The organism is Sinorhizobium sp., from assembly GCF_059070375.1.
Map to the genome: position 1 here is coordinate 869,719 of NZ_JCACWC010000003.1, position 22,876 is coordinate 892,594.

The following is a 22,876-nucleotide window of genomic DNA, read 5'->3' on the forward strand; positions in this document are numbered from 1 at the left end:
CAGCATGTCCCGAAATGAAACCGCTGCTGATCGGTTGGCCGGACCGTAGCCGGGCCGGGAAGGCCGTTCAGCGGACAGAGTGCTACAGCACCCGTTATGCGTCCAAGGACGACTGGCGCTGTAGCGGGAACGAGGGCAGCGCGATGAATGATGTGGCGTCGGGCGGCGCAGACATCAGCAGGATCATTCTGGAGGCAAGCGGTGAAACGCTTGGCGCCGCCTTGCTCGTTTTCGGCCGGGACGACACCATCACCTTCGCAAGCGCCTCGATACTGCAATTTTTCCCCGTGCCAGCCGCCATGCTGGTTCCCGGGACGCGGCTGCGCGATTTTCTGGGGGCGGTATACGATACCGGCGTGCGCCCAGGAACCTTGCCGGAGTCCAGCCGGCACAGGCCGAACCGCGAAGACTGGATCGCCGAGCAGATGGCGCTCCACTGGCGGGAACGCTACGAGAATGTCGAGAGGGCCGGCCGTACGCGCTGGCTCTCTCTGCGTCAGCGGCGGCTGTCGAGCGGTATCGGCCTTCTCGCCGTCAGCGACGTCTCCGAACAGAAGAAGCGCGACGTGCAGGCCCGGACCGATCTCCAGCGGATCGCCCTGACGGAAGAGATCCTCAACGCTCAGCCCAATCCCATCTGCGTCAAGGACAGCAACCTCCACTACATCGCCGTAAATAAGGCCTTCTGCGTCATCCACGATCTCGCGCCGGACGCCATGCTCGGACGTTCCGCCTCGGACCTCGTAGAAACGGAGCTTGCGGAGCACTTCGAACGATCGGACCGCCACGTCCTGGAGACAGGCATGCCGCATTCGGAGGCGGAGCATATCGTTCGCGCCGACGGCAGCGACCTTTGGGTCGTGACGCGCAAATATCGTATCGGCCTGCCCGGCCGCCATTTCGTCGTCACCTGCATGACCGACGTCACCGATATCGCCGTCTGGTATGACGGCTCGGAAAAGGGCGGCGACACCGGCCTGCAGATCCGGGACTATAGCATCTTCACGCCCGCGCAGAATTTTTACGATCCCTTCCGGTCGCTCGACTTGCAGCAACTCGCCCACGCCGGATCGAAGATCGACATGCTGCCGGCTCGGGAATTGCGCGTACTTCTGGCGACCGCCGACCGGGACATGGAAGAGCGATTCGTGGCGCGGCTGCGCGGCTCCGGGCTTGACGCCTGTGCGGTCCGCAATGGCGGGGAACTCGACGCCTTCGCGCTGGCTGCCGAAGCCCGCGGATTGGAGATCGACCTTCTTCTGCTCGACACCGCTTTTCCGGAGAAGCATCGCGCTCTCGCCTCCTGGCGCGCCTGTACGTGGGTCGAGGTATCGAGCGATATGGATGCGACGATCCTGCTTGCGGAGATCTTCGCTGTCCGCGCCCGCGACGCGCGTTCGCCGTTGCTGCAGCCCGAATGGGGGATTGCGCTCGACCGCGATCTCGCGCCCGCGACGCATGCGCCGACGGTGGAAGTCCTCGTCGCGGAGGACAACCACGTCAACCAGTTCGTCTTCGCGCAGATCCTGGAGGGGCTCGGGATTTCCCACCGGATCGCCGCGGATGGAAGAGAAGCGGTGGACCTCTGGCACGAACTCCAGCCCGCCCTGGTTCTGATGGACGTCTCCATGCCGGTGATGAACGGCTTTGAAGCCGCCATTGCCATTCGACAGGCCGAGAAGGGCACGGGCCGTCGCACGCCGATCGTGGCCGTGACCGCCCAGGCGATCGATATCGACCTCGAGCGCTGCAGGACATCGGGAATGGATGACCACATCATGAAGCCGGTCAGCCCGGATATGATCGAGATGCTGCTGCGGAAACACCTGCCGGCGGCCGAAAGGCGCGTTTCGGGTTCTGGTCGGAGCGGATCACAATGACATTGCAGGAGCTCGGTATCGATCGGGCGAAGCGGGACAGGCCGTATAGTGCCTCCTTCGTCGATCCATTGACCGAGCTCGGCAATGCACGCCACCTCAAGCAAACCGTCTGCGCCCTCGCGGCCGAACGGGCAAGCGATCCCGCACCCTTTACCATCGCCCTCGCAAATCTGGACGGGTTCAAGCCGATCAACGACCTCTTCGGCCCTGAGGCCGGCGATCAGATCCTGCGCCAGGTGGCGCACAGGCTGAAGGCCTGCGTTCCCGAGGGCGCGACGGTGACGCGTACCGCGGATGACGAATTCGCCATCGTCCTGCCGCTGGTCTTTGAACGAAGGAGTGCGGAGAAGCGCGGCCAGATGTTAAAGGAAGTGCTCTCTTCGCCCTTCGCACTCGGCGACCGGAACGTTCGGCTCTCGGCCTCGTTCGGCTTTGCTGTCTATCCCTTTGCCGGAGACACGTTCGACGACTTGCTGAAGAGCGCCGATACCGCGCTCTACCGCTCCAAACGGCGCGGCCGCGGACAGATCACCGTGTACTCGCAAGAGATCGCACAGGAGATGAAGCACGCGACGCAGCTTGAGCAGGCATTGCGCAATGCGATCATCGCCGGTGGGATCGATGTCCACTTTCAACCGATCGTCGATCTGCGCAGCGACCGTCCGGTGGGTTTCGAGGCGCTGGCGCGGTGGTGCGACGCCGACCTCGGCTATGTCTCGCCGGCGGTGTTCGTGCCTTTCGCGGAAGAGCGCGGATTCATCGACGCGCTTTCCGAAATGCTTCTGCGCAAGGCGGCGCGGGCTGCCCTGTCCTGGCCGGAGGACCTCTTCCTGTCCTTCAACCTGTCCTCGGTCCAGCTGATGGATCCGGCGACGAGCGCTCGGCTCCTGGCAATCACAGCTCAGGTGGGCCTCGATCCCCGGCGCCTCGAACTCGAGATCACCGAGACCGCTGCGATGGCCGACGCCGGCACTGCCCAGAGGATCGTCACCGAATTGAGAGCGGCCGGCGTGCGCGTGTCGCTGGACGATTTCGGAACGGGCCAGTCGAGCCTCGGGCGGCTCAGGGATTTTTCCCTCGACAAGGTGAAGATAGACCGGACCTTCGTTTCGGGGATTTCCACCGACCGGACTTCAGAACATATCGTCAAGGCTATCGTTTCGATGTGCGAGGGGCTGGAACTCGCCGTGGTCGCCGAAGGCATCGAGCATTCATCCGAGGCGCTGAAGCTCAAGGCGCTCGGCTGCGGCCTGGGACAGGGCTATTTCTACGGCAAGCCCGCCGATGCCGATGCCACCTTGCGTTACCTTTCCGAGCATTACCCGGATATGGCGGCGGCGCGCTGAAGCGCCTCATGCCCGCTTGCGGTTCCGGCCCCCGAACGGTCGCGGAGGCCCTCCTCCAAAAGCCAGTCGCGGATGCGGCGCGCCTGACTGTTGAGTTCGCGTGACCGCGGCCAGACGACGTAGAAGGCCTGGCCCGTCCTCAGCACATGCCCCCCGACCGGCACCAGCGCGCCGGAGCGCACCTGCCGGGCGGTCAGATGCTCCCAGCCGAGCGCAATGCCCTCTCCCGCCAGCACGGCCTGGATCACGAGCACGTAATCGTTGATCGCGAGCCGCTTGCCTTGCGCCGGATAGGCAAGGCCCGCGCTCGCGAACCATTCGGTCCAGTCGCAGGCCCGCCTTACGGGCTCTTCGAGGTGGATAAGATTGTGCCTGATGAGGTCCGCGGGCGTTGCCGGCAGCCCATGCGTCTCGATATAGGCGGGTGTCGCCACGGCCTGAATGACTTCATCGGCCAGCACCGCCGCGTGATAGCGCGGCCAATGGCTGGGGTCCCCGCCACGAATGCCGAGCGGGATCGGCTCCTCATCCAGATCGAGGTCGCGCACGCTTGTCTGGATGCGAAGGTCGATCTCCGGCAGGTCTTCGCGCAGCCGGGCTAGCCGCGGCAGCATCCACATGGAGGTGAAGGCCGTCGAGGCCGCCAGCGTCACATTGGTCTCGCGCCCTTTGGCGCGGATGTCTTCGGCCGACTTCTGGATCCGCGCGAGGCCGACCGAGACATCCGCGTGAAACTTTTCTCCCGCCTCCGTCAGTTCGACGGCCCGGTGCACACGGTGGAACAGCGGCACGCCCAGCTGGTTCTCGAGTCCTCGAATGGCGTAGGACACCGCTGCCTGAGTCATTCCGAGCTCACCGGCAGCGCGTGTGAAGTTCTGATGCCGGCCGGCTGCCTCGAAGACGATGAGGCTTGCGGCAGACGGTAGGAGACGGCGCAGGTTTTCCATAAGTACCACTTATATCAAGCGTCGAATTTTTCCTGCGTTACAATAGCCTCTCTCGTCAATACCATCATTGCAAATGATGGGAGATCGACCATGGAAGTGTTGGAAGCAACCGGCGAGGCGCCGAAACGGACCCGGAGCGGGCGACCGCAGCGACGCGAGGGCAGCAAGAATCTCGGCGTACCCTACATCGCCCGCAATATACCGACCTATGACATCCTCGGCGAGGAGAACCTGGAGCGGATCGAAGGGGTGGCCGACCGCATTCTCGCAGAAGTCGGCATCGAGTTTCGCGACGACCCGGTGGCGCTCGACCACTGGCGGCGCGCCGGGGCCAAAATCGAAGGCCTTCGCGTCACCTTCGAGCCCGGGATGCTGAAAGAGATCGTCCGTTCGGCGCCGGCGCAATTCACGCAGCACGCCCGCAACCCTGCCCGCAGCGTCGAGATCGGCGGCCGCAACGTGGTGTTCTCTCCGGCTTACGGTTCCCCCTTCGTCATGGATCTGGACAAGGGCAGGCGCTACGGCACCATCGAGGACTTCCGCAATCTGGTGAAGCTCGCCCAGTCGAGCCCCTGGCTGCACCACTCCGGCGGCACCATCTGCGAACCGTGCGACGTACCGGTGAACAAACGTCATCTCGACATGGTCTACAGCCACATAAAATACTCCGATCGCGCCTTCATGGGGTCGATTACCTCGGAGGAACGTGCCGAGGATTCGATCGAAATGGCCCGCATTCTTTTCGGTGCCGAATTCGTCGACGGCAACTGTGTCATTCTCGGCAATGTCAACGTCAACTCGCCGCTCGTCTGGGACGGCACGATGACGAAGTCGCTGCGGGCCTATGCGCGGGCCAACCAGGCCGCGGTGATCGTGCCGTTCATCCTCGGCGGCGCGATGGGGCCGGTCACCAATGCCGGGGCGATTGCGCAATCCTATGCCGAAACGCTTGCCGGCTGTGCGCTGACGCAGCTCGAACGCAAGGGCGCGCCCGTCATCTTCGGAAACTTTCTTTCCTCGATGTCGCTCCGCTCGGGCTCGCCGACCTTCGGCACGCCGGAACCGGCGATCGGCAGCATGGTCATCGGCCAGCTCGCGCGCCGGCTCGGCCTGCCGTTGCGCTGCGCCGGAAACTTCTCCAACTCGAAGCGCCCGGATGCACAGGCGATGCAGGAAGGCGTCATGTCGATGCTGTCGGCCGTACATTGCGGCGCCAATTTCGTCCTGCACTCGGCAGGCTTCGCCGACGGCCTGCTGGCCATGTCCTACGAAAAATTCATGATGGACATGGATTTCTGCGGGGCGCTGCATTCCTATCTTGCCGGCGTCGTTGTCGACGACAATACGCTCGCCATGGACGCCTTCCTGGAAGTGGGCCCGGGCAGCCACTTCCTTGGCTCCGGCCACACGATGCGCAATTATCAGACCGCCTTCTGGGACAGCGCCCTTTCCGATAACGAACCCTTCGAGAAATGGGTGGAACAGGGCGAAACCGACATGGCGCTGCGCGCGAACAGGAGCTGGAAAAAGGCTCTCGCCGAATACGAGGCGCCGCCCTTGGATGCGGCCATCGACGAAGCGCTGAACGACTATGTCGCAACGCGCAAGAACGGCATGGCCGACGCGTGGTACTAAATGCAAAGAAAATAATGGAGTAGGCCGCCCAGCGCAACTGAATGCAGGGCGGCCTACTTGGGTAGAGCGGCGCACGCGCCGAAGCGCAGCCGCATTTTTCGTGTCAAAAGTTCAAGGTGAACCTTGCGCCGATTGAGCCCGTAAACTGTGTTGTTTGTTCGATTCGCGCCGGGCCAGGAGAGTACGAATCGGAATCGCTGGCGACGAGCCCAGTCCGTGAACGGGGATTAACGATCTCATACGCATCGTTGCGCACACCAAGTCCGCCGTACAGACTCAACTTGCCGGCCCCCAATGCCAGGAGCGAGACACCGGCACGAATTTCAGCCATGCCGGCCAGATCGTCACGCTCATCCTCGACATTCAACGCCGCGGGTAGGTTCGACGCGGTCTGCACCCCGTCGAACGCGCCATGCGCGTAGAGGACGGCAGCACGCCCCTCGATAAAGCCCTCGATCGAGGGTGTTAGCGCCGTCGTCTTCCGGAGTGCGATCATCGGACCGACCGAGACGGCGTCAACCTCTTCGTCAAGTGTTATGAAGCCGCCGCCGACGCCGCGCACGGACGACCCGAAGTTCAACCGGCTGAGGGCGCCATATGCGCCAAGCGCGATATCGGCGTCCAGCGGACTGAAAGCGAGCTTATGAGCTGCGGCAACAGAGGTGCGACGGAAGTCGGCGTCGGCAGAGATGTTCGCTTGGCTTCCCGCGCCTGCGATAATGAGACCGGGGGAAGGGGTTCCGTCCAGCGGGAGCGTGTCCAGAAAAGGACGTGCGCCCGTCGTCGGCAGTGCCAGCCGAATGTCGTCGTCGTCCCTGGCGATCAGGAAGTCTGCCGCAAGGTAAACGTCTCCCAGCCCGAGGCCGGAACCCCAGTAATCGCCGCCGACCTCAGCGCCAGCGGACGAAATGTCCAAGCCGCTATCCGGCTGAGTGATGAAGAGGAAACTGCCTTGGTCGATGGCAGCTCCGAACCCGTTCGTGACGTTCATGTCAACATAGGCGGCGCCGAGCCAGATATTCATCAACCCGTCTGTGGTCTCAATGGTTTCTGTCTGGGGTTCGGCTGCCCGCGCACTGCCGACAGCTAGCGGTGATGCCGCAATTCCCAGAAAACCTGCCACAGCAAGAAAAGTTCGTGTCCTCATGTCGATCCCTCATCGCGAAAGCCCTCCCGGACCTCTACCTAAAATTTCAGTAATTCACAAGGGCTATTTCGCAAACGAATCTATTTCAAAAGAACATATGAGAGCTAAAGTAATTAAAGTATCGAATATTTCCGTTATTTCTAAGTACATCTCCATATATTTTACAAATTATTATTATTTAATACAAACGAAGTAATTGGTGTCTGATGTCTGTACCAATTTGTTCATGAAAAAAGAGCGGCGCCAGTCGGCGCCGCTCCTTCTTTATCATTGTAACGCGTACGCAGCTTACTGCTGTGGGGCAGGTTCCGCAGGCGCCGGTGCCGGCGTCGTACCCGTTGCCGAAGTCGTCGACGTATCGACCGGCTGGTCGGCGTTACGCTCGGCCATTACCTGCGATTTCGTCTTGAACTCCGGCGCGGCCTTCAGGGAGTCGGCCGTTTCGGTGGTCGTCAGCTTGATGTCATCCGAATCGGGCTGGTCGGCAATAGCGATCTTGTCGAACGGAACTGCGACGTTCTTTTCCCCGATGCCGAGGAAGCCGCCAACTCCGACGATGGCAGCAGCGATACCGCCTTCCTTCTCGATGATCAGGTCGTTGATCTCGCCGATGCTTTCATCGCTGGCATTGTAGACGGACTGGCCGATATAGGTATTCGCGGACACTTGGTCTTCCGCTTGCTCCGTCAGGTAGCTGGCGTCACCAGCCGCCATATCGGTCGTCTTGTCTGCCGTATCCGGTGTCTGCGCCTGCTCGTCGGCGGCCGGCGGGGTAGCCGGAGCCGGGGCGGGTTCCATGGTCTGGGTTTCAGGTGCCGTAGCCGGAGGCGTCGTGGTTTGCTGTGCGAAGCTCATCGGGGCAACGGCAACGCCCACGAGAAGCGCGCCAGCGGCAACGGAAGATATAAGTCTCTCTTTCATGTCAGACTGCCTTTCGTTGACGTTGTCGGCTAGAGGGCATTACGTGCGCTTTTCGCCCGCATTCCCTTCCAGCCCTTTGGCATCGATCACGATGTCATCACCGTGATCCAGGCGCAGCCTCAAGTTGGGCCAGGGATGCTGCGCCGATGACACTCAAGCAACGCCCGGCAACGCAAACTGTTCCGGAAAAAGTGAACGCCGAGCTGGCCGGCACGAGGCTTCCATTGGTGTGCGCTCGATGCGGCTGCGCCGCATGCTCGGGTGAACACGCGGCGCAGAAGCTCGCATTCCGGTTGTCTTTCGCAGGGGACGCCTTCATGGTTCCAGCGTCCGGGGGGCGAAGGCTCGATCAGTGACTTTCGCGCAGAACCTCGCTGCCGCTCTTGCCGACGAGGAAATCGAGGTCTGCGCCCCTGTCGGCCTGCAGCACCGTGTCGTGATAGAGTTTGTAGTAGCCGCGATGCCATTTCTGTTCGGGTGGCTGCCAGGCCGCCATGCGGGCCGCCAGTTCTTCCTCGCTGACGAGCAGGTTCAGCTCGCCTTTCAGGGCGTCGAGGCGGATCCGGTCGCCGGTCCTGACGATCGCCAGGGGCCCGCCGGCATTGGCTTCTGGGCTCACATGAAGAACGACGGTGCCGAAGGCGGTGCCGGACATGCGCGCATCGGAGATGCGCACCATATCGCGCACGCCCTTTTCGACGAGCCGGCGCGGAATCGGCATGTTGCCGACCTCCGCCATGCCGGGATAGCCCTTCGGTCCGCAACCCTTGAGAACGAGGATCGTGTCTTCGGTGACCGGCAGGTCGGGATCGTCGATCTTGGCCCTGAGGTCTTCGATCGTGTCGAAGACATAGGCGGGCCCCTCGTGGGCGAGCAGATGTTCGCTTGCCGCAGACGGCTTGATCACCGCACCGTTGGGCGCAAGATTACCCTTCAGCACGCGAATGCCCGCCGCCGCACGCAACGGGTTGTCTAGCGGGCGGATGACATCGTCGTTATAGACCTCCGCGCCCTCCCAATATTTGCTGATCGGAACGCCGAAAACCGTCGGTGCGTCGGGATGCAGCAGGTGCTGGATCCGATTCATCACGGCCGGCAGGCCGCCCGCATAGGCGAGATCCTCGATCAGATACTTGCCCGACGGCATGCAGTTGACGATGCAGGGCACCTGACCGCCCACCCGATCGAAATCCTCGAGACAGAGGTCGATACCCGCGCGCCCGGCGATCGCCAGCATGTGGACCACGGCATTGGTCGATCCGCCGACGGCGGCGTTGGCGATGATGCCGTTCTCGAAATTCTCCTTTGTCAGGATTTTCGACAGTCTGAGGTCCTCGTGGACCATCTCGACGATGCGCTTGCCGGTCATGTGCGAGAGCGCCATGCGGCGGGCGTCGACCGCGGGCAGGGCGGCGTTCGTCGGAAGCGACAGGCCCATGGCTTCCACGATCGATGCCATCGTCGTCGCCGTGCCCATGGTCATGCAGACGCCCGGCGAGCGCGACATGCCGCTTTCGGCGGCCATGAATTCCTGCAGGCTCATCTCGCCGGCGCGCACCGCCTCCGAAAACTTCCAGACATCCGTGCCCGAACCGATATCCTTGCCCTTCCACTTGCCGTTCAGCATGGGGCCGGAGGAAACGACGATCGTCGGGAGGTCGACCGAGGCCGCTCCCATCAGCTGGCCCGGGGTGGTCTTGTCGCAGCCGCCGAGAAGCACGACGCCGTCGATGCCATAGGCGCGGATAGCCTCTTCGACATCCATTGCGAGCAGGTTGCGGAAGAGCATGGCGGTCGGACGCATCTGCGTCTCCCCGAGCGACGACACCGGAAATTCGACCGGAAAGCCCCCCGCTTCCCACACGCCGCGCTTCACGCCTTCGGCGAGGATACGCAGATGGCTATTGCAGGGTGTGAGCTCCGACCAGGTGTTGCATATGCCGATGATCGGCCGGCCGTCGAACACATGGTCGGGAAACCCCTGATTCTTCATCCAGGACCGATGAATGAAGCCGTCCTTGTGCGTGCCGCCGTACCAGTGACGGCTTCTCAGTTCTTTTTTCTTGTCGCTCATCCGAGCACTCCTTCCACCGCGATTCAGCGCAATGGAGCAATTGTATGATTTTTCGCCGGCGCGACGCCAGTCTTTGTTGTTCGGCGGATTTAAAGTCGGAATGCGGGCTCGAAGCGCCCTTTGACCTCGATCCCGAGGTCGAAGGTTTTCCCGCCCTGCGGGTTGGCTGCCCGCGCGGCGTCGTCCATGCCCTGCCAGGCCGATGTCACCAGCAGCCGTTCGGCCCTGGCGCCGACGAAAGCCGGGCAGCTCGGCTGCGTCGCCGGCACGGCGTAGCGGGCGACCTTCCGGCCGTCCGGTTTATAGACCTCCACGGCGCTTGCGCCCCACCGGGCGTTCCAGATCAGCCCGTCGGCATCGCAGACGGCGCCGTCGACGCCGCCCGGGTTCGTGCTTTCGTCCGAAAGCAGCACCGGATCGCCGGTCGGGAGCGCCGTCGCCGGATCTATGTCGACGCGCATCAGCTGGTTGACGTCGGTGTCGGTGAAATAGGCGGTAGCCCCGTCCGGGGAAAAGCAGATCGCGTTGGGAATGGTGATGTTGCCATAGAGCCTCGTGACGCGGCTGCCGGCCACATGGTAGATCGCACCCGCATGTTTCTCGGCGCTGCGCCCCATGGTGCCGACCCAAAGCGCGCCGCAGGGATGGACGCGTCCGTCGTTGGAGCGGTTGCCCGGCTTTTCCTCGAGCGTCGCGAAATGGCGTAGCTTCGAGCTTTCGGTGTCGCGCACGAAAAGGCCCTGATCCGAGGCGATCAACTGCCGTAGCGGATCGATCGTCGCAAGCACGCTGCCGAGGAAGGGCAGGGGATGGATCGCCTTCCGTCCGCTTTCGAGATGAAGCTCATGCAACTCGCGGCCCGTTATATTGAACCACCAGGCCGTTCCGGTGTCGGGGTCGAAGGTGGGGCCTTCGCCGAGTTCGCACACGGCTTCCGAAAGGGTTCGGCCGGAAAAGGGAACGAGATCGGTCACTGCTGGCCTCCATAGACGGCATCATAGGCTGCGAGCGTGGCAATGGCCCGCTGCCGCACATCCCCGGCGCTCATTCCGGCCTTGTAAAGGCTCGAACCGAGCCCGAAGCTGCGGATCCCGATCGCTGCATAGTCGGCGAAATTGACCTCCGACACGCCGCCGACCGCCGCGATCTCGAGATCGCCCGGCAGCACCGCGCGGATCGCCGCGATGCCGGAGGGGCCGAGCACGCTTGCCGGAAAGAACTTGAGGCCGCTGGCTCCGGCGGCGGCGGCGGCCAATGCCTCCGTCGGCGTGAAAACGCCTGGCATCGTCACCATGTCTTTCGTCGCAGCAAGTCGGATGACTGCCGGCTCGACATTGGGGCTCACCATCAGCCGCCCGCCGACATCGGCGAGGCGTTCCACCTGGGCCGTCGTCAGCACCGTACCGGCGCCGATAAGGCACCCGGCCGGAGCCATTTTGACGGCCGTCTCGATGGAGCGAAACGGGTCCGGCGAATTCAGTGGGATTTCGATCGCCGTGAAGCCTGTTTCGATGAGGGCGCCGACCACGCCTTCCGCCTCCTCCGGCTTCAGGCCGCGCAGGATCGCGATCAACGGGCGTTTCATCGGGGGCAGGGGGATTCTGTCCATGTTCTTTCTTTCTATCACAAAGGCCAAATCGCACGGGCGGCTGCGGAAAGACCGGCCCGCACCGCCTCATCGGCGTCGACGGCCCGGACGTTGAGGCCCTGGCTTTCGAGGGCAGTACGATAAAGCGTGCCGAGCCCACCGGAGCCGACGAGGCATACGCCGTCCACCGTGCCCGACGCCGCGAGCGCTCCGGCGATCTCCAGGCCTATCAGGGTCCCGGACAATTGCGCTCTCGCATCGGCGGCGCCGGTGCCGTGCAGAAGCTGCCCGGCACGAACGGAGAAGAGCAGATTGGTTGCGAGCGCCGGGTTCTCCCTCGTGCGGCTTACTGCATCCGTAAAGGCTGCGCTCCCGGTCGCGAAGGTTTCCGCTTCTGCCACCGCGTGGCTGAGGATGGTGTGGCGCGCGATGGTGTCGAAGAGCTCGCCGGTCATGAAGGTGGAAAAGCCCTCGACCCTGTCGTCGGCAAGACGGACCCATTTGCTGTGCGTGCCGGGCATGCAGACGAGATGGCTGCCGGCGCCGAGATGCCCGGCAGCGCCGAGGAGCTGCGTCTCCTCGCCGCGCATGACGTCCGGATGCCGTCGGTCGCGCTGGGCGAGGCCGGGGAGAATGCGGATGTCGCGGTCGACATCGGGAATGGCCGTGGCACGGCCGGCAATCTCGGCGAGTGCTGCGGGAGTTTCGATATACCCGGCCTCCTTCCAGCCCTGACGGGCGCCAGCCATGCCGCAGATGATGATCGGCAGATGCGCAGGCGCGGCGACCGCGGCGAGATGGCCGTCCAGAATCGTGTGAAAACCGGTCTTTGCGGCCGTCGTCATGCCCTCGGCGCTGCGGCGTTCGGCCAGCACCGTACCGTCCTCGCCGATGATCCACAGTCGGAAGCTGGATGTTCCCCAATCCACTGCGGCATAATAGCCTGCCGTCGTCAAAACACGCCTCCATCGATGATCATGGTCTGTGCGGTCATCGCCGCCGAACTGTCCGACGCCAGAAAGAGGCATGGGCCGACGAGATCGTCGGCGACCAGCATGCGCTTGAGGCACTGCCTTTCCTGCATCCGCGCGATCGATTCTTCCGTGAGCCACAAGCGCCGCTGCCGCTCCGTAACGATCATGCCGGGCAGGATCGCGTTGACGCGGATGTTATCCGGTCCGAGCTTGCCGGCGAGCGATTTGGTGAGGCCTATGATCCCGGCTTTGGCTGCAGAGTAGGCGGGGATTTCCGGCATATTGAGCATGAAGGCGATCGAGGAGAAATTGATGATCGATCCGCCGCCTTGCCGCTGCATGTGGGGCGCGACCGCCTGGCACATGAAGAAGATATGCCTGAGGTTGACGGAAAGGCTTTCGTCCCAGCTCTGCTCAGTGACCGCTTCGAGCGCCTGCCGGTCGTCGCGCGCGGCGTTGTTGACGAGGACACGGACGGAGCCGAGTTTGGCGGCCGCCTCGTCGGCTGCGGCCCGCACGGCCTCGACATTGCGCAGGTCTGCCTGGATGAAATGCGGCGCCTGCCCGGTCCGCGCCGCGACCTTCTCGCAGAGCGCCAGGCTCGCTTCCGCTGCGATGTCCACGAAGGCGACGTGGGCGCCCTGCCGGGCGAACGCCTCCACCAGTGCGGCCCCTATGCCGGAGCCGCCGCCGGTGACCAGAACTCCGCGATCGCGCAGATCAGGAAACTGGCTGCTCGGCAAGGTCATGGCTTCTCCCTGATACCGCGGCTGCGGGATTGGTTGTTCCAATATTCGGAACTGTGTTTTATTATATGGAATTATCGCGCCAATGCTTTTACCCTGTCAAGATAGCGCAGCGGAAAGCGGATAAGAATGAAGCGGAAGAATGAAGACGACATGGAAGGTGACCTCGTCGGCACCGGCACGCTTGGCAAGGCAATGGCCGTGCTGGAAGCAGTAGCCATGGCCGACCGCCCTCAGCGCTTCACGGATATATTGCAGACCGTTCGTCAGCCCCGCGGAACCCTGCACCGGCTGCTTGGCCATCTCGTAGAAGAGGGCTTGCTGGTGCAGCGCCGGGACTTGTCCTACGAGCCCGGGCTTCGCCTGTTGAAATTCGCTTATCGCTCCTGGTCGGGGAACCGGTTTCGCGAGATTGCCGCCCCCTATCTCCTGCACCTGCACCAATTGACCGGCGAGACGGTGCATCTGGGCGTGCTGCGGGAGACCGAGATCATCTATGTCGACAAGGTGGAAAGCCGGCAGACCGTCCGTATGAGTTCGCAGATCGGCAAGGCGTCGCCGGCCTATTGTACGGGTATCGGCAAGGCGGCTCTGTCGGTTCTTCCCGCAGGCGAGTTGCAGCGGATATCGACCGGAATGGAGTTTCACCCGTTCACGGCGCAAACGCATCGTTCGATAGAATCGCTCCTTGCCGAGATCGAGGAAATCCGGCACGACGGCCATGCCTTCGACCGGGAGGAGCACGAGGCGGAGATCTGCTGCGTGGCCGCCCCGATCAGCGTTCCGGAACACGACCTGGTCGGAGGGATCTCCGTGACCGGTCCCTCCTATCGGGTCAGCCTGCAGCAGCTGACCGCCTGGGCGCAGGACGTGCGCGAGGTGGCGGCAGAGATCGAGGAAGAGGTCCGGATCCGGCTTGGCCCCGGGCGGGAAAAGGGGGCTGCGGCGCCGCGTGACCTGCCGGACGAGCAAGGTCGCCGTGACGGTTAAGGATTACAGCATGTTTTCCACGAAAAAGTGCGCGGGACCGCTTTACGGTAAATTAGAAGTTTCGACTGGACGAAAAGGTTCAAGATAAGTAGCTTCAATGCCGGTCTGCTGCCACGGCTGGTTGCATCGGGCGGAATTCTGGTGGAAGCGAAGGCGTGGGTATGACAGCGCGAGCGTCATGCTCCAGCTGGAACGCGGATGTGAGAGGCGGGCGGAAGATGATCGATTTCAGCGTGGATATATCCTCATTGGTCCTCCCTGACGGTCACGCTGTCAGCGGGTCGATCGACAGCGAGGATGATGTGCGGAGCGCGCTCGGCCGGGTGTCGGAAGGTTTCGGTTTTCGAGGCTTCATGGTCCTCGCCATTCCCGAGTCGGGGTCCCACAGCCTCACTGCGCAGGCGCTCATGACGACCTGGCCGATGGATTTCCTCAGGCGTTATGACAGTGCCCGCCTGATCGACGGCAGTCCCGTGATACAGCGGTTGCGGCGCAGCACAATTCCCTTCACCTATGATGCTCATCTGCTGGCGCGCGGGCGTGTGGACGGAAAGGGCGAAGCTGCCATATGCGTTTTCGAACAGGCGAACATGCCGCGCGGGGTGTATCTCCCGGTCCATGATGCCGCGGGTCACCGCGCCGCCATCGCCTTCGGCGGTGACAGGTCCGCCGTGTCCGACGACGAGATGCAGGCTCTGAACCTCTGGGCCGGCCTTCTATACAGCCGGCTGAGCGAAGTCCGGACGCGCGACCGACGCGGCCCGGGCAGCCTTTCCCGCCGCGAGATCGAGTGTTTGCGCTGGGCCGCGGCTGGCAAGACGACGGTGGAGATGGCCCGTATCATGGCACTGTCGGAATATACGGTGAACCACTATCTCAACCGTGCGACGCGCAAGCTCGACTCGGTCAATCGCGTCCAAACTGTCGCCAAGGCGATACGCGCGGGCTTGATCAATTGATCGACGCCGGGCGGGACATGAACAGAGCCCTTTTTCTCTCATTCCTGTGACAAGCACGGGAAATGGAGGCACGCGAACCCGTACGCGGCCGTCTTACGGCGCGAGCGGCTGAAGGCGGCGTCGGCGTTCATCGGCACGGTCGAAATGCACAGGGTTTTGCGCGTCAGAGGTGATGATCGTCAATCACCTGTTGGCATTGCTCGGCCGCTCGGGCTATTTGATAGTCGATGACTGCGATGGAACCGCACCGATGCAAGAGATGATCACGAGGGGGACGACTGATATCGATCTGCCCCGGGGCGGCGATTTCGCGCCTGAGATAGCAAGGCTCGAGACCCAGTTCGACATTATCCGCTACATGCGGCGGATTACGCCGATTTTCGGCTTCAAGACGTTTCTCATCTGTTCGATCCCTGCAGTCGAGGTAGAGCGGCTCTCCGCCACCACGGTGATCTCGAACATGCCGGCCGAGCTCCTCAACAAATATGACAGCCTTTCGATGCTGCGCTTCAGCACCGGGGTGCGACGGTTGAGAGAGACGACGACGCCGTTTCAGATCATGCTTGAAGACTGGGAGAGGGAGGGAGGCAAGCCCGACTCTGCCGCGGATTACATCGCCATGTTGCGCGACAACGGCATATTCCAAGCCAATTACTTCCCGGTCCACGATGCCGAAGGTGGCCGCGGCGCGGTCATCCTCATGGGCCCGGAAGCGGAATTACCGATGACGGCGGCGATGGAACTGCAGATGATCGCAATTCACGTCTATAACCGGCTTGCCGAGATCGGCTCTGTCTGGAAGAACACCAACACGGTTCTTTCCGAACGGGAGATCCAGTGCCTGAGCTGGACGGCTGCCGGCAAGACCAGCTCGGAAATCGCCGGTATCCTCGGCCTGTCGGAGCACACGGTGAATCATTACCTCAACCACGTCACGAAGAAGCTCGACGCGGTGAACCGCACGCAGGCGGTCGTGAAGGCGATGAAAAAGGGCTATATCAGCTAGGGCATGAGAGTCATCCTCCGCTCTCATTTCTCTGTGCTTGTCACAGAGATGAAAGCAGCGCCGCGTCTGCGGCGCGGGAAGCGTTCTTGCAGCCCAAGGACTTGGTCTGGCTGGATTCCTGTGACAAGCACAGGAATGAGGAAATAAAACAAAGCACGTCCAAGAAAAGTGCCTAGCGGTTCTCCGTCCGGAGTTTGCGGCAAAATAAGGAGTTGGAGAGTTTCCGCGATTCGGAGCCGGGGCATCTGCGAGCATTTCGTATCCAAATGGCGCGCCTGCTCAGGAAATGAGCAGCGCAGTCTCTTGCGCATCCGCCATAGATGAAGGGCAACTCATTGAAAACTATGGTTTTTTGCGGAAGGCGCCAACTGGCACGCATTGTGCATATTCAGTTCCGTGTCCAGAGGGGACCATAATAAGACAGCGCCCAGGAAGGTCGCGACAAGGGCCGCCGCCGATCGCCCGTGATCCCGGATGTACGGACACGATGATCGGTTGGCGGCCCTCTCATTTTCCCACCTGTCGCATTGGCGAAGTGCCCCGGCTCGACTATCTAATACCCAGTTCCTTAAATCGGGTGCGATTTGGGCTAGCGATACAGCAGTCGAAAGCGTTGCGCGCCAACGAAAGAGCAAGAGGCCGACATGCCGGATGTCACCCGGGAAATGGTTTTGGAGAAGCTACGGACCGTCCGCGGTCCGGATATGGAAGGAAACATCGTCGACCTCGGCCTTGTGTCCGATGTGTTCATTTCCGACGGCAAGGCCTACTTCTCGATCACCGTGCCGGCGGATCGGGCGAAGGAGCTCGAACCGATGCGGGCGGCCGCCGAACGAGTCGTGCGCGAGATTCCCGGCGTGAAGGCCGCCATGGTGGCATTGACTGCCGACCGCAAGGCCGCGCCGCAGAAGGGCCCGGTGGAGCGGCCCCGGCCGGCCCCGACGGGCCATGCGCCGGCGCAGCGGGCGGGCGGTGCGGCACCAAAGGCGGGCATCCCCGGCGTCGGCGCCATTATCGCCGTCGCCTCCGGCAAAGGCGGAGTCGGCAAGTCCACCACCTCCGTCAATCTGGCGTTGGCGCTTCAGGCAAACGGGCTGAAGGTCGGGCTCCTCGATGCGGATATCTACGGCCCTTCGATGCCGCGGCTTTTGAAGATTTCCGGCCGCCCGCAACAGATCGAGGGGCGGCTTATCCGCCCGATGGAAAACTACGGCCTGAAAGTCATGTCGATGGGCTTCCTCGTGGACGAGGAGGTCGCGATGATCTGGCGCGGCCCTATGATCCAGTCGGCGCTCCTGCAGATGTTGCGCGAGGTGGCGTGGGGGGACCTCGACGTCCTGGTCGTGGACATGCCTCCCGGCACCGGTGACGCACAGCTGACGATGGCTCAGCAGGTGCCGCTCGCAGGCGCCGTCATCGTGTCGACGCCGCAGGACCTGGCGCTCGTGGATGCCCGCAAGGGTCTCGCCATGTTCCGCAAGGTCGAGGTTCCGGTTCTCGGGATCGTCGAAAACATGAGCTATTTCGTGGCACCCGATACGGGCAGGCGCTATGACATCTTCGGTCATGGCGGCGCGCGCAAGGAAGCCGAGCGCATCGGCGTACCGTTCCTTGGAGAGGTGCCCCTGACCATGGGTATCCGGGAGACCTCCGATGCGGGAACCCCTCTCGTGGCGTCCGAGCCCGATGGCGAGGTCGCGCGCGTCTATCGCGACATCGCGGCGCGGGTCTGGGGAGAGGTCACCGCTGCCCGGCAGGACAAAAGCCGTGCGATGCCGAACATCGTCTTCGAATAGCGCTTCGCCGCGGTCATGCCCAAGCGACATGCCGGGGAATTCAGTGCGGCGCGACCGAGACATCCGACAGGGAAGCACCGGATCCCCGAAGGCCATTGATTTTGCGCCGGGGTTGAGTCATATCCCCTTGGCTCGTATAGGCAAGTCAAAGCGAGCCACTGCCATCGCCGGAGACTTTGGTCACCCGACTGCCGTCATGCGGCGTCGAAACGGCTGAAAGCCTTCATCGGATGAATCTGCTTTGTGGAAAATCTTGTGGCGGCTGATCCTGCGAAATCATCAAGGTTCATCGTCGTCGGCTGCATGAAAAAGGCGGCCGCATGATCACAGGCTATTGTGTCAACGGTGAAGCGGTCGCTCTCTCCACGGCCGAACCGCCGTCGGCCCTGCGTCCCGATCTCGTCTGGATAGATCTTGTCGAGCCAACCAAGGCGGAAGACCTGATGATCGAGGGACTGCTCGGAATTCCCATTCCGACGCGGGACGATCTGAGGGACATCGAACCTTCGAGCAGGCTTTATACGGACGACGGTGCCGTCTTCATGACTGCTTCGCTCGTCTATCGAAGCGACACGGAAATGCCGGGGTTGACGGATGTCGGGTTCATTCTGGCAGGCAAGCGCCTTGTCACCGTCCGCTATGCCGAGCCGAGGGCCTTCGGCCTGTTCAAGGCCAGCATGCATCGTATCCCCGGCGGCTGCCGCAACGGCGCGGTGATTCTGACGCGCCTGCTCGAGACGATTGTGGACAGGACGGCGGAAATTCTCGAGCAGGCCGTCGACAGGATCGACGACCTGGCGCTCCAGGTCTTCGGCGACAAGGCGTCTGGCCGGCGGCACCGGCCACCGCACTTTCTCGAAGCACGCCTGCGCGACGTCGCGGGCCATCACCGGCTTGTTGCGAAAACGCGCGACAGCCTCGCTTCGCTCTCCAGGCTGCTGACCTTCGTCTATACGGTTCCCGACGTTCAAGCAGACAAGGAAAGCCGGGAACTTTGCCGTACGGTATCGCGGGACATCCAGTCGCTCTCGGAACACACGGCTTTCATCTCTGGAAATATCACCTTCCTGCTCGATGCCTCGCTCGGCCTGATCAATGTCGAGCAGAATGCGATCATCAAGATCTTCTCGATCGCTTCGGTCGTTCTGTTGCCGCCGACGCTGGTCGCTTCTGTCTACGGCATGAACTTTCGCATCATGCCTGAGCTTGAATGGCAGTTCGGCTATCCGTGGGCGCTTGCGGCCATGGTACTTTCGGCCGTGATCCCCTTTTTCTTCTTCCGCTGGAAAGGCTGGCTCTAAGGGCCTGTTGAGCAACATGTCTCAATTGTCTGCTCCCGCTACACCTGGGGTGGAGAATATCCGCCGCCTGCTGGTTCTGGCGCTTGGCTCCGTCGGCGTCGTGTATGGCGATATCGGCACCAGCCCTCTCTATGCTTTCCGCGAGGCGTTGCGCCCCGTCGCGCACGACGGTGTGACGGACGTCGAGATTATCGGTCTGATCTCGCTGATGATCTGGGCGCTGACGATCATTGTCACGATAAAATACGTGCTTTTCCTGCTGCGGGCGGACAATCAGGGCGAGGGCGGCACGCTCTCCCTGCTTGCGCTGCTCATGAAGACCGCCAATGGTCACACGGCGATACTGTTCTTCATGGGCATTGCCGGCGCCGCACTCTTCATCGGCGACGCGATGATAACACCGGCACTGTCGGTGCTCTCGGCCGTCGAGGGTTTGAAGTTGGTGACCCCGGCCCTTTCGGACTACGTCGTTCCGATCGCCGTGGTCATCCTCCTGCTCCTCTTCGCCGTTCAGTCCAAGGGTACTGCCGCGGTTTCCAATTTCTTCGGCCCGATAACGCTCATCTGGTTCGTCGTCATGGGCGCGATCGGTTTCGTGCATATTTCCGACGACCTGTCGATTTTCAGAGCCTTCAACCCGTATTATTCCGTCACCTTCCTGTTCAACGAAGGCTATGTCGGTATCGTCGTACTCGGCGCCGTCTTCCTGACGGTCACGGGTGCCGAGGCGCTTTACGCCGATCTCGGCCATTTCGGCAGGCGGCCGATCCAGTGGGCCTGGTTCACCGTGGTCTTCCCGGCGCTCACGCTGAACTATCTGGGGCAGGGCGCCTTCGTGCTGAAGAACCCGGAGGCGATGTCCGATCCCTTCTTCCTGATGTTTCCGAAATGGGCGCTGCTGCCCGCCGTCATTCTCGCGACAGCGGCCACCATCATCGCCAGTCAGGCGGTCATAACCGGCGCCTTTTCGCTGACGCGCCAGGCCATCCACCTTGGTTTCCTGCCGCGCATGGCGATCTTCCATACGTCCGAGACCCATACGGGCCAGATTTACCTGCCGAACGTCAACACGCTTTTGATGTTCGGCGTCATGGCGCTCGTCTTCCTCTTCGGCTCCTCCGAGGCGCTCGCGACCGCCTATGGCATCTCCGTCACCGGTGCGATGGTGGTCACCACGGTGCTTTCCTTCGAATTCCTGCGTATGCGGTGGAACTGGCCGAGCTGGTGGGCAGCGGGTGCGCTGCTGCCCCTGTTCGCGCTGGAATTCGTCTTCCTGGGCGCCAACATGCTGAAGATCCACGACGGGGGCTACGTGCCGATCCTCATTGCGGCGACCTTCATCGTCATCATGTGGACCTGGAAGCGCGGCACAGCAATCCTGCACGCCAAGACCCGCCATATCGACATTCCGCTGGCAAGCTTCATCAAATCGGTCGAGCGCCAGAGCGAGCACGCGCCGGTGTCGGTGACCGGCACGGCGATATTCCTGACCAGCGATCCGGAATCAACTCCTGCCGCCCTGCTGCACAACATCAAACACAACCACGTTCTGCATCAGCAGAACTTCATTCTGACGATCCGGACGGCAAACACGCCGAAGGTGCCGAGGGAAGAGCGGGTCAGCGCGCGGCGGTTGTCAGAGCGTTTCACTCTGCTGGAAATGAAGTTCGGCTTCATGGAGACGCAGAATGTCTCTCAGGCGCTGGGCCTCTTCAGAAAATCGGGCCTGAAATTCGACATCATGTCCACCTCTTTCTATCTCGGCCGCCGCAAACTTGTGCCCGACGCCCAGTCCGGCATGCCGCATTGGCAGGACCGTCTGTTCATCGCACTCGCCAATGCTGCGATCGATCCCTCCGATTATTTCCGCCTGCCGACGAACCGGGTGGTCGAACTCGGCTCTCACGTGATCATCTGATCCGTTTCACTGCGTCCGCATTAACCAAACATCAAGGTTAATGCCGCATTTTCAAGGCTCAAGCGAAGCGGTCCCGGCGAGCCGGCCGGCCGCTTCCAAACCCTAGCGTCCTGCATGGAATCTTGTCGCTGGCTCATCGCCGGCTTGCGAGAGCGCGTGCTTGAGAAAGAGTTCCTGGAGCCGACCGGTGCGTAAGAGTTGGAAGTTGCGTGACAAGTTTCGGTTTTCGTTCTCGGCCTGGCGCGCTCCGGCGATCCTAGGCCTTGCCGTATTCCTGGGCTTTCCCTCGGCGGTCGCCTATTCGGACATTGCGACGTTTCTGTCCGGCATCAACCGCGGCGGCGAGCGTTGGCGCACCTATCTCACTCCTTCGCCGGCCGGCTCTCTCCACGAAGTCGAGATGGTCTTCACGGACCCGATCACCACCGGTGCGCTCGATGGCGGCGCCGGCATGACCCTGCCGGAAGGCGGCCGCGTGGCGCTGACCGCCGAATCGAAACACCAGGGGACGCCGGACGAGGATCGCGTGACGCGGAAGCTGAAGAAGGGGCGAATCGTCGCGGTAACGCCGGTGACCCCGCCCAAGGACTTCAGCGCCGGGTCCATCCTTCAGCGCACGAGCTCGCTTATCGGCCCGGCCCTCGACGGCCCCGAGAAGATGGTCTTCGCCAAGCCGAAGATCAAAGGCAAGGAGATCGAGATCGCCACGGTCTTTTACCGCAAGACGCCGCCGAAGCCGGAACCGGGCCTCTCGCCGATGCTGGCCAAGCTCGTCACCAACGACAAGCCCGACATTCTTGCGACTGCCTATGTCCGGCCCGAGCCGGACTATGCGCGTGAATCACCCTTCGATTCGATCCTGCGGAACGACGAAAATGCAGGGCGCTTCATTCCGGATATCGCGCCCGACGATCATGCCTGGGCGGCAACGCCGCTGCCGTCAACCGTCTTCAGCAAGGAAGAGCAGACCTGTCTGGCCGAGGGAATCTATTTCGAGGCACGCAGCGAATCCGTCAAGGGTCAGGCCGCGGTGGCGCAGGTCATTCTCAATCGCGTCCGCAATCCGACCTACCCGAAGACGATCTGCGGCGTCGTCTACCAGAACAAGGCTTGGCGCAACCGCTGCCAGTTCTCTTTCGCCTGCGACATGATCCGCGACCTGATCTATTCGCGATCGCACTGGAAGACGGCCAAGGAAGTCGCGCTGGCGGTTACCTCCGGAAGGATATGGCTGTCGGAAGTCGGCTCGGCGACCCATTATCACGCCACCTATGTGAATCCCGCCTGGGCCAAGACGATGAAGCGGGTCGGCAAGATCGGACTGCACATCTTCTACAGAACCTATGGCGGCGGCTGGAGCTGACGGCGTGGCCGCCTCCGCGCCCCTGCCAGCCGCCGGAGCCGCGGGCGTGACCCCGCCGTTGGCGGCGATTCCCTCTGCACCTTTGTCGCAGCTTGCCGGATTTATCATTAAGTCGTTGAATTAAAACAATAATATTGTCCACGTCGAAGGTGCCTCCATGCCTTGACTATGCGGGTGCCTAAAACTATGTTGCGCGCGACTTCAAATGGGGCCGAAGCGTGGCTTGAACAGCGGCCGTTTGTATGACCGAGATCGCGTTCGACCGCGTGGGGGTGCAAAGGGGAG

General features: G+C 62.3%; 18 protein-coding genes. 10 read left to right on the top strand and 8 right to left on the bottom strand.

What is annotated here, in order from left to right:
* The first annotated feature begins 14 nt into the window (after nucleotides 1-14).
* The gene (locus AC5J09_RS16200; RefSeq protein ID WP_494298003.1) at nucleotides 15-1,880 is read left to right on the top strand and encodes a response regulator; all 1,866 of its coding nucleotides are present in this window, start codon (nucleotides 15-17) and stop codon (nucleotides 1,878-1,880) included.
* Nucleotides 1,877-3,226 carry a putative bifunctional diguanylate cyclase/phosphodiesterase gene (locus AC5J09_RS16205; RefSeq protein WP_324763014.1) on the top strand — a complete coding sequence of 450 codons (1,350 nt, stop codon included), beginning with the start codon at nucleotides 1,877-1,879 and terminating at the stop codon, nucleotides 3,224-3,226. Before AC5J09_RS16200 ends, AC5J09_RS16205 begins: the two co-directional genes overlap by 4 nt.
* Here AC5J09_RS16205 and AC5J09_RS16210 read toward each other — a convergent pair.
* Nucleotides 3,199-4,173 carry a LysR substrate-binding domain-containing protein gene (locus AC5J09_RS16210; RefSeq protein ID WP_324763015.1) on the bottom strand — a complete coding sequence of 325 codons (975 nt, stop codon included), beginning with the start codon at nucleotides 4,171-4,173 and terminating at the stop codon, nucleotides 3,199-3,201. The genes AC5J09_RS16205 and AC5J09_RS16210 overlap by 28 nt on opposite strands.
* A gap of 90 nt (nucleotides 4,174-4,263) precedes the next feature.
* Between AC5J09_RS16210 and AC5J09_RS16215 the strand changes: the two genes are divergently transcribed.
* Entirely contained in the window at nucleotides 4,264-5,808 is a 1,545-nt protein-coding gene (locus AC5J09_RS16215; RefSeq protein ID WP_275596678.1) for a trimethylamine methyltransferase family protein, read from the top strand.
* A 103-nt stretch (nucleotides 5,809-5,911) separates the two neighbouring features.
* On the opposite strand, the gene AC5J09_RS16220 is transcribed toward AC5J09_RS16215, so the two are convergent.
* The 7 genes from AC5J09_RS16220 to AC5J09_RS16250 form a co-directional block, all read right to left on the bottom strand.
* Complete coding sequence (locus AC5J09_RS16220) at nucleotides 5,912-6,955, bottom strand: hypothetical protein (protein ID WP_494298004.1); 1,044 nt, start codon at nucleotides 6,953-6,955, stop codon at nucleotides 5,912-5,914.
* A 288-nt stretch (nucleotides 6,956-7,243) separates the two neighbouring features.
* Entirely contained in the window at nucleotides 7,244-7,876 is a 633-nt protein-coding gene (locus tag AC5J09_RS16225; protein WP_324763017.1) for a PRC-barrel domain-containing protein, read from the bottom strand.
* Between the two features lie 349 nt (nucleotides 7,877-8,225).
* Complete coding sequence (locus tag AC5J09_RS16230; RefSeq protein ID WP_494298005.1) at nucleotides 8,226-9,950, bottom strand: IlvD/Edd family dehydratase; 1,725 nt, start codon at nucleotides 9,948-9,950, stop codon at nucleotides 8,226-8,228.
* Between the two features lie 89 nt (nucleotides 9,951-10,039).
* Nucleotides 10,040-10,924: an SMP-30/gluconolactonase/LRE family protein gene (locus AC5J09_RS16235; protein WP_494298006.1), complete on the bottom strand. Its 885-nt coding sequence runs from the start codon at nucleotides 10,922-10,924 to the stop codon at nucleotides 10,040-10,042.
* Nucleotides 10,921-11,559 (bottom strand): 2-dehydro-3-deoxy-6-phosphogalactonate aldolase, encoded by a 639-nt coding sequence (locus AC5J09_RS16240; RefSeq protein WP_494298007.1) that lies wholly within the window; start codon nucleotides 11,557-11,559, stop codon nucleotides 10,921-10,923. The genes AC5J09_RS16235 and AC5J09_RS16240 overlap by 4 nt, the downstream gene beginning before the upstream one ends.
* A gap of 14 nt (nucleotides 11,560-11,573) precedes the next feature.
* The gene (locus AC5J09_RS16245) at nucleotides 11,574-12,494 is read right to left on the bottom strand and encodes a 2-dehydro-3-deoxygalactonokinase (RefSeq protein WP_494298008.1); all 921 of its coding nucleotides are present in this window, start codon (nucleotides 12,492-12,494) and stop codon (nucleotides 11,574-11,576) included.
* Nucleotides 12,491-13,261, bottom strand: a complete 771-nt coding sequence (locus AC5J09_RS16250; RefSeq protein ID WP_494298009.1) for an SDR family NAD(P)-dependent oxidoreductase — start codon at nucleotides 13,259-13,261, stop codon at nucleotides 12,491-12,493. Before AC5J09_RS16250 ends, AC5J09_RS16245 begins: the two co-directional genes overlap by 4 nt.
* 120 nt (nucleotides 13,262-13,381) lie before the next feature.
* On the opposite strand from AC5J09_RS16250, the gene AC5J09_RS16255 reads away from it, so the two are divergent.
* The 7 genes from AC5J09_RS16255 (at nucleotide 13,382) to AC5J09_RS16285 (ending at nucleotide 22,591) form a co-directional block, all read left to right on the top strand.
* A complete protein-coding gene (locus AC5J09_RS16255) occupies nucleotides 13,382-14,248 on the top strand; it encodes an IclR family transcriptional regulator (RefSeq protein WP_494298916.1) in 867 nt (288 codons plus the stop codon).
* Between the two features lie 218 nt (nucleotides 14,249-14,466).
* A complete protein-coding gene (locus AC5J09_RS16260) occupies nucleotides 14,467-15,207 on the top strand; it encodes a helix-turn-helix transcriptional regulator (protein WP_100669263.1) in 741 nt (246 codons plus the stop codon).
* 172 nt (nucleotides 15,208-15,379) lie between these two features.
* Nucleotides 15,380-16,213, top strand: a complete 834-nt coding sequence (gene nurR / locus AC5J09_RS16265; protein ID WP_411921944.1) for a LuxR family transcriptional regulator NurR — start codon at nucleotides 15,380-15,382, stop codon at nucleotides 16,211-16,213.
* 644 nt (nucleotides 16,214-16,857) lie between these two features.
* On the top strand, nucleotides 16,858-18,009 hold the full coding sequence (locus AC5J09_RS16270; protein ID WP_100669261.1) for an Mrp/NBP35 family ATP-binding protein: 1,152 nt from the start codon (nucleotides 16,858-16,860) through the stop codon (nucleotides 18,007-18,009).
* Between the two features lie 320 nt (nucleotides 18,010-18,329).
* Nucleotides 18,330-19,310, top strand: coding sequence for a magnesium transporter CorA family protein (locus tag AC5J09_RS16275; RefSeq protein ID WP_324763020.1), 981 nt, complete (start codon nucleotides 18,330-18,332; stop codon nucleotides 19,308-19,310).
* Nucleotides 19,311-19,326: 16 nt separating this feature from the next.
* A complete protein-coding gene (locus tag AC5J09_RS16280) occupies nucleotides 19,327-21,228 on the top strand; it encodes a potassium transporter Kup (RefSeq protein WP_033047212.1) in 1,902 nt (633 codons plus the stop codon).
* A gap of 205 nt (nucleotides 21,229-21,433) precedes the next feature.
* Nucleotides 21,434-22,591 (top strand): cell wall hydrolase, encoded by a 1,158-nt coding sequence (locus AC5J09_RS16285; protein WP_494298010.1) that lies wholly within the window; start codon nucleotides 21,434-21,436, stop codon nucleotides 22,589-22,591.
* Nucleotides 22,592-22,876 lie beyond the last annotated feature (285 nt).